At 46.6% G+C, this 14121-nt stretch carries 12 protein-coding genes; 11 read left to right on the top strand and 1 reads right to left on the bottom strand.

The features are described 5' to 3' along the window. Positions 1-108: 108 nt before the first annotated feature. Both J2Z28_RS09510 and J2Z28_RS09505 read left to right on the top strand, forming a co-directional pair. Positions 109-411, top strand: coding sequence for an ArsR/SmtB family transcription factor (locus tag J2Z28_RS09510; RefSeq protein ID WP_017688208.1), 303 nt, complete (start codon positions 109-111; stop codon positions 409-411). A 90-nt stretch (positions 412-501) separates the two neighbouring features. After that, positions 502-1905 (top strand): aldehyde dehydrogenase, encoded by a 1404-nt coding sequence (locus tag J2Z28_RS09505; protein WP_211082169.1) that lies wholly within the window; start codon positions 502-504, stop codon positions 1903-1905. Positions 1906-1935: 30 nt separating this feature from the next. Here J2Z28_RS09505 and J2Z28_RS09500 read toward each other — a convergent pair whose 3' ends face one another. Further along, entirely contained in the window at positions 1936-2847 is a 912-nt protein-coding gene (locus J2Z28_RS09500; RefSeq protein WP_211082166.1) for an AraC family transcriptional regulator, read from the bottom strand. A gap of 221 nt (positions 2848-3068) precedes the next feature. On the opposite strand from J2Z28_RS09500, the gene J2Z28_RS09495 reads away from it, so the two are divergent. The 9 genes from J2Z28_RS09495 to J2Z28_RS09455 all read left to right on the top strand — a co-directional run bounded on the left by J2Z28_RS09495 (position 3069) and on the right by J2Z28_RS09455 (position 14082). Continuing rightward, positions 3069-5258: a glycoside hydrolase family 52 protein gene (locus tag J2Z28_RS09495; protein ID WP_211082164.1), complete on the top strand. Its 2190-nt coding sequence runs from the start codon at positions 3069-3071 to the stop codon at positions 5256-5258. Beyond that, positions 5255-7402 (top strand): alpha-glucuronidase family glycosyl hydrolase, encoded by a 2148-nt coding sequence (locus J2Z28_RS09490; RefSeq protein WP_211082163.1) that lies wholly within the window; start codon positions 5255-5257, stop codon positions 7400-7402. Before J2Z28_RS09495 ends, J2Z28_RS09490 begins: the two co-directional genes overlap by 4 nt. Before the next feature lie 106 nt (positions 7403-7508). Continuing rightward, the gene (locus tag J2Z28_RS09485; protein WP_211082161.1) at positions 7509-8576 is read left to right on the top strand and encodes an NAD(P)-dependent alcohol dehydrogenase; all 1068 of its coding nucleotides are present in this window, start codon (positions 7509-7511) and stop codon (positions 8574-8576) included. Between the two features lie 164 nt (positions 8577-8740). Continuing rightward, on the top strand, positions 8741-9007 hold the full coding sequence (locus J2Z28_RS09480) for an HPr family phosphocarrier protein (protein WP_026081056.1): 267 nt from the start codon (positions 8741-8743) through the stop codon (positions 9005-9007). A 144-nt stretch (positions 9008-9151) separates the two neighbouring features. Continuing rightward, positions 9152-9403, top strand: coding sequence for a type B 50S ribosomal protein L31 (locus J2Z28_RS09475; protein WP_036613829.1), 252 nt, complete (start codon positions 9152-9154; stop codon positions 9401-9403). A 400-nt stretch (positions 9404-9803) separates the two neighbouring features. Beyond that, complete coding sequence (locus J2Z28_RS09470) at positions 9804-10109, top strand: Dabb family protein (protein ID WP_211082159.1); 306 nt, start codon at positions 9804-9806, stop codon at positions 10107-10109. Between the two features lie 150 nt (positions 10110-10259). Beyond that, positions 10260-11021, top strand: a complete 762-nt coding sequence (locus J2Z28_RS09465) for an SDR family NAD(P)-dependent oxidoreductase (protein WP_211082157.1) — start codon at positions 10260-10262, stop codon at positions 11019-11021. Between the two features lie 255 nt (positions 11022-11276). After that, positions 11277-13004, top strand: coding sequence for a ubiquinone-dependent pyruvate dehydrogenase (poxB, locus tag J2Z28_RS09460; protein WP_211082155.1), 1728 nt, complete (start codon positions 11277-11279; stop codon positions 13002-13004). 322 nt (positions 13005-13326) lie between these two features. Continuing rightward, a complete protein-coding gene (locus tag J2Z28_RS09455) occupies positions 13327-14082 on the top strand; it encodes an SDR family NAD(P)-dependent oxidoreductase (RefSeq protein ID WP_211082153.1) in 756 nt (251 codons plus the stop codon). Positions 14083-14121: the final 39 nt, after the last annotated feature.

The raw sequence follows: 14121 nt of genomic DNA, 5'->3' as shown, positions 1-14121 counted from the left end.
ATTAAAGAGTACAATTCAGTCATTAGGTTCGAATGTTTAAACGAACAGACATAAAACAAGAAAATATACGTAGAAATAATGAAGAAGAAATAGTATAGAGGTGAAACTATGGGACAAAAAGCAATTAGCGTTTTTCAAACCTGTATTCCGTTATTTCAGGTGTTAAGTGACAACCATCGTCAATCCATTTTGCTGACACTCACCGAGAAGGGCAGAATGACGGTGAATGAAATTACCGAACAATCCAGCCTATCCCGGCCAGCCATATCGCATCATCTCAAGCTGTTGTTAGAGAAAGGGCTTATATCTGTGGAACAGAAGGGCACACAGCGCTATTATTCGGCTTCATTGAATGCATCGGTGGAACTGTTGAAGGAACTGGTAGCTGCTTTGGAAGAAGAGTGTCTGTAGAGTAATAGTGATAGAACATGCTTTTGCATGTGCCTTATAGGTTCGTAAGTTTAAACGCTTGATCAATAATAAATAGAGGAGTATGTATATATGACAACGACTATACAGGAAGTAACCAGTCAGGAAGTTGAACAGATTTTAGAGCAGCAACGACAGTTCTTTCGTTCCGGGGCCACAAGATCGGCAGAAGCTCGAATTGCCCGTCTGACCCAACTGAAGCAGGCCATTCAAAAGTACGAATCCAGATTGACAGAAGCTCTCTATCAGGATTTGGGCAAAAGTGAGTTCGAATCCTACACAACCGAGATCGGATTTATGATGGATAGCATCACACACACCATTCGTAAAGTGAATAAATGGGTGAAACCCGTTAAAGTGAAAACACAAATGGCACTCCTTGGTTCGAAAAGTTATATCATACCCGAACCCTACGGGGCAGTTCTGATCATCGGACCGTTTAATTATCCTTTTCAACTCTTAATCGAACCATTGGTAGGTGCTATTGCAGCAGGTAACACAGCCGTGCTCAAAGCGTCAGAGAATACACCTGCGGTGTCCGCTATTGTACGTGAGATGATTGCGAGCGTGTTCGAACCGGCATACGTACAGGTACTTGACGGTGCTAAAGACACAACGACAGCGCTGATTAACGCGCCATTCGACTATATCTTTTTTACAGGCAGTGTACCGGTAGGCAAGATTGTGATGGAGGCAGCTGCCAAAAATCTCGTCCCCGTTACGTTAGAACTTGGAGGCAAGAGCCCTGTCATCGTTGATGAACAGGCAGATATCAAGGTAGCAGCTGAGCGCATTATATGGGGCAAACTGCTCAATACAGGACAGACCTGTATCGCACCCGATTATTTACTTGTGCATGAGCGCGTGAAGGAACCGTTAATTACGGAGATGAAAGCAGCGATTGTGTCCTTCTTTGGTTCGGATATCCAGCACAACAAGGACTATGGGCGAATCGTGAACAAGGGACATTTTAAACGGCTGACAACTCTGATTGAACGGGATCAGGCCAAAGTGATATATGGGGGAAATTCGGATGAGGAAGATCGCTTTATTGAACCTACACTGATTGATGCGGAGTCCTGGGATGCAGCGACGATGGAAGATGAGATTTTTGGACCGATTCTGCCGATCATTAGTTATCGTAACCTGGATGAAGCCATTGTAGAAATCGTAAAGCGGCCGAAACCACTCGCCTTGTATCTGTTTACTTCCGACACCCGGGTTCAGGACAAAGTGCTACGCGAAGTTTCTTTTGGAGGCGGCTGCATTAACGATACCATCACGCATGTAGCGAATCCGCGTCTGCCATTCGGTGGTGTTGGTCATTCTGGCGTTGGCTCGTATCATGGGCAGTACAGCTTCGAAACCTTCTCTCATCTCAAAAGTGTACTGAAAAAAAGCACCAAGTTGAATCTGCCGATTCTGTATCCACCGTATGATAACAAGCTGAAGCTGATTAAGCGTTTGTTGAAATAAATCAGAAAGACAAACAGCCTGCTACTAGACCTATTCCAGAGCAGGCTGTTCCTGTCGGTAACGGGAGGGTGACATGCCGGACCAGCGCTTGAATTGACGACTGAAATGGGCAATATCCTTATAACCAAGCATGACGGCAATATTTTGAACGGACAGCTTCGGATTGCCCAGAAGAAGCTTCGCTTCATGCAAAACCAACTGGGATAATACAGCACGAGGAGACTGACCGAACACCTCCTTGAACACGCGATTACAGTGAGAAGAACTGATGCCCAGCTCTGCTGCAATATCATCAATGCCATAGTGACCGTTGGACTCGTGTCCCTGCTTGAATTGCTGACTCATCAGGCCTTGCAACCGATTACGAATCTGGTGGGCGAGTTCGATCTTCTCGTGTCCGTCGGTAAACCATTGCGCTGCCTCTTGCGAGACCGCTTCCCACAGATGGCCAAATAGTTCAAATACCGTAGATTGAAGCTGCATTCGCTGTACCATCGTATTGGCTGTCTCATCATCCGCAGATGACATCAATTTGCGCAAAACCGGCTCAATCTGCTGTGTAACCGGACTATCCGCACTGAATCGCACTTGTTTGATACGTGCCAGCAACGATAGGAACAACTGATCATCAATGTCAAAATGCATGCAAAAATACGTGAATCCCTTACCGTTATGGCTCTGGCTGGAATGAATGCTTCCCGGAGGTATCAGGAGCAGTTCGCCAGCCTTTTGAATGTATAGGGTACCATTCACCATCATGCGTTGCTCGCCTTCTGTGACATAATTCAATTCATATTGAGGGTGCTCATGCGTCGGATAATCCCAGTCCGTACCGACACTTCGTAAATGAATGGCGAACAGATTAACCGTTGTTTGTACATCTGGATAAAAAACTTCATGGACACTTTCTCCCAAAGTAGGAGGCAAATACGTTGAAGACATGGAAGATCCCCCTTCATATGAGGTTGTTCAAAAAATATTCCATTTGATTACGCACGTTTATCAAATGGAATATTTTTTTTGTAACCGCTTTAATCCATTATAGTCTATCAGCTTGATTTGGGTAAATATCCGATTGATTTGATCATGGTCGGAGGTGGAACCACGTGTTAGGATGGGGCTAATGAAAACGTATGCAACCATTCTGAGAGGGGTTATGATTCATGAATACGTCCAAATCCATCTTTTATAATGCACATCACGCACCGATTGGTGCTTTTGCGAGTTTTACACTGGGTTACAAAGGAGCCAAAGGCGGGCTGGGTCTTGAACTCGGCAAGCCGGCAGACCAGAATGTATATATTGGATTACAATCTCGCGATGGCGACAATTATCAGGCGCTTCCTTTTTATGAAGCTTCCGAGGATGAGAGCAGCCGCTATGATGTAGAGAAGTTGGAGAATGGGGACACTGCGTCGACAACAGCGACCAAAGTTCCACAACCTCTTATTACGGCTTTTCGCGATGAAGATATTACCCGTGAATTTACCTCAGGTACGGATACGTGGACTGCTGGAGATCTGACGTTCCGTATCTACTCGCCTGTACGTCCAGTACCTGATCCAACGAATGGGGATCGTGAAGAATTAATGGATGCACTCGTACCTGCCGTATTGGTTGAGATGACGATTGACAATACGGCAGGTCAACAACCCCGCAAAGCCTACTTTGGCTATCAGGGCAATGATCCGTACTCTGCGATGCGTCTGATTGGGGGACCGGAAGGTGGCTCCATCACAGGTGTGGGACAAGGTCGACTTACAGCAATTATGTCAGCAGATGACGGACTGTGGCCCGCACGCGGATTTACACTGGAGAAACTGTTGCAGGAGAAACATCGGGAGAATCTGGCATTTGGACTGGGCTCAACCGCTGCACTACTGATGGAGGTTCCGGCTGGAGAGAAACGTACGTATCAATTCGCAGTATGTTTCTATCGCGGGGGCATTGTGACGACCGGAATGGACACAACGTATTGGTATACGCGGTACTTCTCCGATATTCAGGCAGCAGGAAAGTATGCACTACAACGCTTCAGTGAGTTGACCGCATCTTGTGGAGAGGTTGAACAACGCCTTGGATCGGCTGCTTTGACCGAAGATCAATCATTCATGCTTGCTCATTCCATTCACAGCTATTATGCCAGTACTCAACTGCTGGATGCCGATGGTGAGCCACTCTGGGTGGTGAACGAAGGGGAGTATCGGATGATGAACACACTTGATCTGACGGCTGATCAGTTGTACTTCGAGCTTGCCTTGAATCCATGGACGGTGCGTAATGAGCTGGAGTGGTTTGTGAAACGATACAGTTATACGGATCAGGTTCGTTTCCCGGGGGAAGAGAAGTTATATCCGGGAGGAATTACCTTTACCCATGATATTGGTGTTGCCAATGTGTTCTCACGCCCTGGACACTCGGCATATGAGCTGGTTGGCATTGACGACTGTTTCTCACAGATGAGCCACGAGGAACTGGTGAACTGGCTCTGCTGCGCGACAGTATACATTGAACAGACACAGGATCAAGCTTTTGTGAAAAACATGTTACCTGTTATCCAGGATTGCTTCGAAAGCATGCTTAATCGTGACCATCCCGACGCAGAGCAGCGTAACGGTCTGATGGGTCTGGATAGCAGCCGTACCCAAGGTGGAGCGGAGATTACAACCTACGACAGCCTGGATGTGTCACTTGGACAGTCTCGCAATAATATCTATCTGGCGGGTAAATGTTGGGCGGTCTATGTTGCATTGGAGAAGCTGTTCGCAACTGAGAAGTTGGCCGATCTGTCCCATCAAGCAGGGCTTCAAGCGGATCGCTGCGCTGCCAGTATTGCTGCACAGTTGACTGATAGCGGCTACATTCCAGCTGTTATTGCAGAAAATAATGATTCTCGAATCATTCCGGCGATTGAAGGTTTGGTGTTCCCGTACTTTACAGGCTGTGAAGCAGCACTGGATGTCAATGGCCGTTTTGGACCTTATCTGAAAGCACTCCAAACTCATCTGAAGACAGTTCTTGTACCGGGAACATGTCTGTTCGAAGATGGAGGCTGGAAACTGTCCTCAACAAGCAATAACTCGTGGTTGAGCAAAATCTATCTGTCCCAGTTTATCGCTAGAGAGCTGCTGGGTGTGGAATGGAATGAGACAGGCAAGGCAGCAGACGCGGCTCATGTCAACTGGCTGCTGCATCCGGAGGAATCCTACTGGTGCTGGAGTGACCAGATCCTGTCTGGTGTAGCGGTTGGCAGCAAGTACTACCCGCGTGGTGTAACCTCGATCCTATGGCTACTCGAAGGAAAAGGGAATCGCATTGCGCAGATCTATGCCAGCAAGGAGGCGGTACAATGAGCCAATCCGTCGTTCAAGCTGCTTTGTCGGGTCCACAGTACGATGCGTGGCTGGGGTATCACTCTGAATTGCCAAGAGCGAATGAGTTTACCAAAAAGACGGCTCCTGCATGGAGCAAACTGATACTGGCGGAAGAGAACCATGGAGTGATCACAACAGCTCTGACCGAACTTTCACGGGGACTGGAGAGGTTATATGGCGTGAAACCGTCGGTCAGTCATCTGTCTGATGCTCAGGAAAATGAACGGGACAATCTCGCTTCCGCTCCCGCAATACGAATCGGCACTTGGACAGGGAGCGATTCCGTGGCTGGGTTGTTCAGCGAGACAGAGCGTTCAACTGTTCAAGGGGAAGGGTACATCATTCGTGAGAACGAGACCGAGGGTGTACTGGTCATTGGGTCAGAGACTCCCCAAGGTGTGTTGTATGGTGCATTCCATCTGCTTCGAGAGCTGACAATGGATCAAGGGAGTGCACATAAGGCGGATGACGCTGTGAATAAGTGGAGCTTCATTACAGAACAGCCAACCAATGCGCTACGGATGATTAATCAGTGGGATAACGTGGACGGCAGCATTGAGCGTGGTTACGCAGGAGAATCCATTTTCTATGATAACGGGGAATTCACGCTGGACTTGGGACGCATCCGGGATTACGCACGTTTACTCGCTTCCACGGGAATCAATGCCATATCGATCAACAACGTCAATGTACACCGCCGTGAGAGCCTGTTTCTGACGGAACGTTATCTTAGTGATGTGGCGAAGGTTGCCGCTGAATTCAGAGCGTATGGTATTCGATTGTTCCTGTGCGCCAACTACGCGAGTCCAATGGAGATTGGTGGATTGCGTACAGCTGATCCGCTGGATGCGCAAGTACGGGAATGGTGGAACATTCAAACGGCCAAGGTGTACGCAGCGATTCCCGATTTTGGCGGTTACCTGATCAAGGCAGACTCCGAGAATCGTCCGGGACCGTTCACGTATAACCGTGATCATGCCGATGGTGCGAACATGCTGGCTGAAGCCCTTCGGCCATTCGGTGGATTGGTCATCTGGCGTTGCTTTGTCTATAACTGCAAGCAGGACTGGCGGGATCGTTCCACTGACCGTGCACGTGCAGCCTATGACCACTTTACGCCGCTGGACGGGCGTTTTGCCGAAAATGTCATTTTGCAAATCAAAAATGGGCCGATGGACTTTCAGGTGAGAGAGGCAGTATCCCCGCTGTTCGGTGCCATGGAAAATACAAATCAGGTGATTGAATTTCAGATTACACAGGAGTATACCGGTCAACAACGTCATCTCTGTTATCTGGTTCCCCAGTGGAAAGAAGTATTGGACTTTGACACATACGCCAAAGGCGAAGGTTCAGAGATCAAGCGAATTGCGGACGGTTCTCTGTATAAACGACCATACAGTGGCTTCGCCGCAGTATCCAATATTGGTGCAGATGCCTGTTGGACAGGACATCCACTCGCGCAGGCGAATCTATATGGATATGGAAGACTTGCGTGGAACCCGGAGCTGTCCGCGGAAGAGATTGCCGATGAGTGGGTGAGACTTACTTTTGGACATGAAGACGAAGTTGTGCGGCGGGTTACGGGCATGCTTTTGACTTCACTAGATATCTATGAGAATTACACTGCGCCTCTCGGTGTGGGTTGGATGGTTAATCCGGAACATCACTACGGGCCGAATGTAGATGGATACGAGTATTCCAAATGGGGAACGTATCACTTTGCCGATTGTCATGGCATTGGTGTAGATCGAACCGTGAACAGCGGTACAGGATACACTTCACAGTATCACCCTGAGAATGCTGATCGTTATGAGTCCGTAGACACCTGTCCGGATGAGCTGATCTTATTTTTCCATCACGTGCCGTACACCCATGTTCTGCATTCGGGTAAAACGGTCATTCAGCATATTTATGATACACACTTTGAAGGTGTTGCGCAGGCGGAGGCTTTAGCCGAGACATGGAGACAGCTGGAGGGCAAAATCGACCCGGTTATTTTCAGCAAAGTTGCTTCATTACAGTACAACCAGGCCGAACATGCGAAGGAATGGCGCGACATGATCAATACGTACTTCTATCGCAAGAGCGGCATAGCGGATGAACAGGATCGGACAATTTATTGAGTGGAATTGCGGATGCAGATGAACTTGGTAATTAGGAAGAAAGAAGATACCTTGTTTTCTTTGATGTACAATAGACAGCATGGACATACATGAGGAGGAGAAACGTATGGGACAACATCAATTGCCCGAGACCATGAAGGCCGCTGTCATGACAGAGCCAGGACACATTATTATTGAGGAACAACCCGTCCCGCAACCGGCAGCGGATGAGGTGTTAATCCAGGTTATGGCTGTCGGGGTGTGTGGCTCAGATGTGCATTATTTTGAACATGGACGCATTGGCAGATTTGTGGTGGAGAAACCGATCATTCTGGGTCATGAGTGTGCGGGGATCATTGCTGCTGTTGGCTCGAACGTATCACGTCTGAAAACAGGGGATCGGGTTGCTATTGAGCCTGGGGTGACTTGCGGACGCTGCACGGCATGCAAGGAAGGTCGCTATAACCTGTGTCCGGATGTACAATTTCTAGCGACCCCTCCGGTGGATGGGGCATTTGTACAATACATGGTGATGCGTGAAGATATGGTATTCCCGATCCCGGATCATCTGTCTTATGAGGAAGCAGCTTTGAACGAGCCATTCTCTGTTGGTATTCACGCTGCACGCCGCAGCAAACTGGCTCCGGGTACAACCCTGGCGATTATGGGCATGGGTCCCGTTGGACTCATGGCTGTGGCTGCTGCCAAATCTTTCGGTGTAGAGAAGATCATTGTAACGGATCTGGAGGAAGTTAGGCTGGAAGCAGCTCTCCGCATGGGTGCCACGCATACCATTAATGTGCGGAATGAAGATGCGCTGGCTGTGATTCGCGAGTTAACAAATGGTGTGGGTGTTGATACCGCATGGGAAACAGCAGGGAATCCAAAGGCGCTACAATCTGCTCTGTATTCACTTCGACGTGGAGGCAAACTTGCGATTGTGGGCCTGCCTGCACAGGATGAGATCGCACTCAATGTTCCATTTATTGCGGACAATGAAGTTGATATCTATGGCATATTCCGTTATGCCAATACGTATCCGGCAGGAATTGAATTTCTGAGTTCCGGCCAGCATGATGTGATGTCCCTGATTACAGATCGTTATTCACTCGAAGAGACACAGCAAGCGATGGAGCGTGCATTACACAATAAAAGCGGCAGTCTGAAGGTCATGGTATATCCGAACGGTATGTAAGAACAGCCTGGAAGAGTCCTGCGGTATAGGACTCTTTTTTTGTTTTTTTGCAAAAAAGTATGGGTCAAGCTCCCATAACATGGTATAATTCATGAAGATTTTAATATATAAATGGATACACACCATATTGGTGAATAAGTACTTAGCGAAAGGAACTGAAGGTTGTGAGAGTACATGAATTTATGATACACGCTGATTTTCATCGGGATGATCTGATGTCGGTATCTTCTCAAGCGTCGCGTTTTTCCTCGGATATTATTTTGTCGTATATGGAGTCTGAGCATGAGCATCGTGTAGATGTCAAAAGCCTGCTTGGAATGGCGTTACTACCCATTCGATATGGTAGTGTTGTCAGATTACAGACAAGAGGCAGGGATGAACTGGAGGCTTTGGAGTACATGTTAAATGTACTGGAGAAAGGGACGGCGTGACACCTGATTAGGTGCAAAATCACAGATATCATATTTTTTTTAGCTATTCCTCAAAACCTGCTGGTACTTTGTCCGAAAAAAGAGTATAATAAAATGTAGTTTGATTCTAAAGAAGTACCCATATTAAAGGAGTGTAAATAGATTATGCCAAAAGTTGACATCCATCCAAAGACACAACTCGTAATTTTTTACGATGCAAGTGCTGATTTCAAATTCCTGAGTTCTTCCACGAAGTTCTCTAACGAAACTATGGAATGGGAAGACGGTAACTCTTACCCAGTAATCCGTGTGGACACTAGTTCCGCATCCCACCCATTCTTCACTGGTAAACAAAGAAACGTGGATATCGGTGGCCGTGTTGATAAATTTAACCGTAAATACAACATCACCAAATAAGTTTGTCCATACATTACAAAAAAACCTCGGGATTTGTCCTGAGGTTTTTTTGTGTACATATTCAGGGTAAAGGCTAGTGAATTTTACTTGAAATTAATATTTGTAACTATATAAATTGAGATAAACATTTACACAAAACGGAGAGGACAGAAAGAACCTGAAGAAGCGGAGCGTTCGCCTTTATCCCCGGATTTAACCTTTTTAGAAAGAATCAAAAATCTGGGGATAACAGCGATCGGAAGGTTGTTCTGTCATCGAAGTGACCAGTGTAAATATTCTTTAGTTCAATTTATATAGAAATATCAATTCATAAAAATTAATTCAACCAATTATTGCGCTTACAACACATTCGGATGTACACTAGGAAACGAGTACGAACATATTGGAGGAGGAAATAGAGATGAGCAGCATCACACATATGGTAACGTTTACACTTTACGCGGGTAAAGATACACCGGAGGCCGAAGCCTTTTTGAAGGAAAGTTCGGATGCACTGGCTGTCATTTCTGGCGTAGAGCAATTTCAGGTTCTGAAACAGGTAAGTGAGAAGAATGAGTTTGACTACAGTTTCTCGATGGTCTTTGCAGATCAGGCTGCGTATGATGCATACAACAATCACCCGGTTCACCGTCAATATGTAGAAGAGCGTTGGGAAAAGGAAGTCAGTCGCTTCCAGGAAATTGATCTCATTCAACATCATAATTAATAGTCTCCACATATAGGAAAAAAGTTGAACTATCATATACAGCATTGAACAATGCTGTATATCTCTCTGAATAACGCGGTAATTAATGAACAAAAGTAACTTATTCCGAAATCGTTTTCGAAAAATGAATACAAGGAGGTTTTCGCTGTTATGCAATTGGATCTCTCAGGAAAAACGGCTCTGGTTACAGGCGCAACCGGACAGCTGGGGAGAGTCATCGCCCGCACGTTGGCAGCCTGTGGCGCCAATCTGGCTCTACATTACATAAATAATGATACCAAGGCTCGGGAGCTTCAAGGTGAGATTGAAGCACTCGGTCGTCAGGCTGTTATTGTACAGGGAGATATTACAAAGCAGGATACAGCATTTCGGATGCGTGATGAGATTCAGTCTGTCCTCGGCGGAGTGGATATCGTTGTTGCCAATGCGGTCATTCAATATGAATGGACAACGGTGTTGGAACAGTCTCCTGAAGATTACTTGAGCCAGTTCGAATCCTGTGTCATGCAGAGTGTATATCTTGCCAAAGCTTTCATTCCACATATGCAAAATATCAGAGCCGGTCGGTTCATTGGCATCAATACGGAATGTGCAATGCAAAATTTTGCTCATCAATCGGCCTACACCGCTGGTAAGCGTGGAATGGATGGTGTATATCGCGTGCTTGCCAAGGAGGTTGGTGAGTATCAGATTACCGTAAACCAGGTTGCACCTGGATGGACAATTAGTGAACGTGATCGTTCCAGTGAGCCTGGACATGATGAGGCATATACGCGTACTGTGCCGCTGAAGCGCAGGGGTGAAGATCAGGAAATTGCCAATGCGGTAGCTTTTCTTGCGTCGGACCTGTCCTCATTTATCACGGGTGCCTATATCCCGGTAAGTGGTGGCAATGTGATGCCTGCTATCTAGTGTCTGATTTGGATTAGGGAATTCACATAAAAATGAATAAACTGAGTGTAACCGTAATCCGTTTGTCATTCGACAAGCGGATTTTTTGGCATTTTTCTATAGCTGGAATAAAGGTTTAAGGGGCATTTTTTTGTTTCATATATCCGGAAATACATATGAGTTGGTTCGGTTTTCGAAAGATTGGGGTATAAGAATAGGTATATTAACCGAGTGGAAACATAATCAAAATGAGCAATTAAAGGAGACCCATCACTTATGAAAAAAACAGTCGCGGACGTTCTGGTTGAATCCTTATTGAACGCTGGCATCAAACGCGTATATGGCATTGTTGGAGACTCCTTGAATGCGGTACTCGACTCCATCCGTCGTTCGGGCAAGATCGAGTGGATTCATGTACGACATGAAGAAGTAGCTGCATTTGCTGCTGGGGCGGACGCTGAGGTCAGTGGAAGTATCGCTGTCTGCGCAGGTAGCAGTGGTCCTGGTAATATGCATCTGATTAATGGTCTGTACGACTGTCACCGCAATCGTGTTCCTGTACTCGCTATCGCAGCACATATCCCAAGTGACGAGATTGGCAGTGAATATTTTCAGGCGACACATCCGGAGTATCTGTTCCAGGAATGTAGCGACTATTGTGAAGTCATTACAACAGCAAAACAGATGCCGCGTTCTCTGACGATGGCCATTCAGACAGCAGTTGCACGTTCAGGTGTGTCCGTCGTTGTATTGCCGGGGGATGTAGCAGGACTTGAAGCAGCGGATCTGCCTGTGCCTGAGCATGTGTATCACGCGACCAATCCCGTGGTACATCCTTCTGAGCCTGAACTCATGAAACTGGCGGAGTATCTGAATCAAGGCAAAAAAATTACGTTATTGTGCGGTGCAGGCTGCGCGGGCGCTCGGGAACCCCTTATGCAGCTCTGTGATCGCTTGAAGTCCCCCATGGTTATTGCGCTACGAGGCAAGGAATATTTGGAGTATGACAACCCTTATTCCGTGGGTCTTACGGGTCTAATTGGGTATTCATCCGGTTATCATGCGATGATGGACTGTGATGTACTATTGATGCTGGGAACGGATTTCCCATATCGTCAATTCTATCCCGAAGATGCGAAAGTCCTTCAGGTCGACATTCAATCTTCCCATCTGGGTCGGCGCACGAAGCTGGATTATGGCGTATGTGGGGATGTGAAAGCGACCATTGAAACTTTGCTTCCTTATCTAACAGAAGAACACAGTGACAAACATCTTCGTAAAAGTGTGGATCGTTATGTGAAAGTACGCAAAGATCTGGACGAGCTGGCCGTTGGAAAACCGGGTAAAAAACCCATCCATCCGCAGTACCTGACCAAGGTCATTAGTGATGCCGCAGCTGAAAATGCCATCTTCACCTGTGATGTCGGTACTCCGACAGTATGGGCGGCCCGTTATATCGAGATGTCTCGTAATCGCAGGCTGCTCGGTTCATTCAGTCATGGTACGATGGCAAACGCTTTGCCACAGGCCATTGGCGCTCAGGTCGCCGATCCGGGCAGACAAGTCATCTCGTTGTCGGGTGATGGTGGTATTACGATGCTGATGGGTGATCTGTTGACACTGAAACAGCATAATCTGCCGATCAAAGTTGTGGTGTTTAATAATGGAGCACTCGGTTTTGTTGAGCTGGAGATGAAGGCTGCAGGGTTCCTTGAATCGGGAACAGAGCTTGTAAATCCCAACTTTGCGATGGTTGCTCAGGCCATGGGCATGGAAGGTATTCGGGTTGAGGATCCGGGTGAACTCGAAGGAGCTGTACAGCGTGCGCTTCAGCATGATGGTCCTGTGCTGATTGATGTGGTGGTGAATCGACAGGAATTGTCCTTACCACCGAAGATTGATATCAAACAGGCGGAAGGATTCACGTTATGGATGATGAAAGCCGTGTTGAACGGACGCGGGGACGAAATTATTGAATTGGCAAAAACGAATTTGCTGCGTTAAAGTGTTTTGATAAGCGGATATGCACCGTTTGAAGTTGTAGAGATACTGACTTAAAAAGTATTAATATGTAAAAGAGGAGCATGCAACAAGACGTAATAGTTGTGTGCTCCTTCAATTAAAATGCTGAAAATGTGACAGGTGATATAGTATGAATACATATTATATGATTTGTTTTTATGTCGAAAGTCTATTAGAATAGGTAAAGTCAGTAAGGTTTTATGCCATTTTTGACCTACATATTGCATCATTGCATGTAAGTACGTTTCATATCATATTCATCGATCCAATCACAAGATGACACACACACATGGAGGAGATCAACATGAGTCACGCAGGAAAAGTAGCCATTATTACTGGAGCAGGAAGTGGATTGGGCCAAGCAGCAGCATTGAAGCTGGCTGAGAAGGGTGCATCCATTGTCGTTGTGGATCTTGTCGAACAGACAGGTCTTGAAACGGTTAAGCAGATTGAGAAGCTGGGAAGTAAAGCTATTTTTGTACAAGCAGATGTAAGTAAAGCACCTGAAGTTGAGAATTATGTGAAAAAAACAGTCGAAGAGTTCGGACGAATCGACATGTTCTTTAATAATGCAGGTATTGCAGGTCCTGGTATCAAGCTGATCGAACATACAATTGAGCAGTTTGACCAGATTATTGATATTAACCTGAGAAGTGTATTCTACGGGTTGAAGTATGTAATTACTGAAATGCTCAAAACAGGTGGAGGTTCCATTCTGAATACGGCCTCTACTGCCGGTATTGTTGGTGTACCCGCAGTTGCACCATACGCAGCAACCAAACATGGCGTAGTGGGCTTGACCCGCACAGCTGCGATTGAATATGGCAAGGACAACATTCGTGTAAATGCGATTGCCCCAGGTACAATTGAGACACCGATGGTCATTCAGTTCGGTAAAGACAATCCTGAAGTGTTCAAGGCAACTGTTGACAGCATTCCATCTGGACGTCTGGGCAGACCGGAAGAGATCGCGAACTTGGTTTCCTTCCTGCTTGGAGATGAAGCGCCGTATATCAATGGTGCAGTATATCCGATCGATGGTGCCGTTACGGCCCAATAAGAGTTCTGCTTATCGGTAATAGAATAGTCGTTAAAATGG

The organism is Paenibacillus xylanexedens (genome assembly GCF_017874615.1).
Taxonomy (GTDB): Bacteria; Bacillota; Bacilli; order Paenibacillales; family Paenibacillaceae; genus Paenibacillus; species Paenibacillus xylanexedens.
This window is presented reverse-complemented; position numbering and strand designations above follow the sequence as displayed.

Coding starts and splice junctions, on each gene's coding strand:
- J2Z28_RS09510 (WP_017688208.1), top strand. CDS start 109: ATGGGACAAAAAGCAATTAGCGTTTTTCAAACCTGTATTCCGTTATTT.
- J2Z28_RS09505 (WP_211082169.1), top strand. CDS start 502: ATGACAACGACTATACAGGAAGTAACCAGTCAGGAAGTTGAACAGATT.
- J2Z28_RS09500 (WP_211082166.1), bottom strand. CDS start 2,847: ATGTCTTCAACGTATTTGCCTCCTACTTTGGGAGAAAGTGTCCATGAA.
- J2Z28_RS09495 (WP_211082164.1), top strand. CDS start 3,069: ATGAATACGTCCAAATCCATCTTTTATAATGCACATCACGCACCGATT.
- J2Z28_RS09490 (WP_211082163.1), top strand. CDS start 5,255: ATGAGCCAATCCGTCGTTCAAGCTGCTTTGTCGGGTCCACAGTACGAT.
- J2Z28_RS09485 (WP_211082161.1), top strand. CDS start 7,509: ATGGGACAACATCAATTGCCCGAGACCATGAAGGCCGCTGTCATGACA.
- J2Z28_RS09475 (WP_036613829.1), top strand. CDS start 9,152: ATGCCAAAAGTTGACATCCATCCAAAGACACAACTCGTAATTTTTTAC.
- J2Z28_RS09470 (WP_211082159.1), top strand. CDS start 9,804: ATGAGCAGCATCACACATATGGTAACGTTTACACTTTACGCGGGTAAA.
- J2Z28_RS09465 (WP_211082157.1), top strand. CDS start 10,260: ATGCAATTGGATCTCTCAGGAAAAACGGCTCTGGTTACAGGCGCAACC.
- poxB (WP_211082155.1), top strand. CDS start 11,277: ATGAAAAAAACAGTCGCGGACGTTCTGGTTGAATCCTTATTGAACGCT.
- J2Z28_RS09455 (WP_211082153.1), top strand. CDS start 13,327: ATGAGTCACGCAGGAAAAGTAGCCATTATTACTGGAGCAGGAAGTGGA.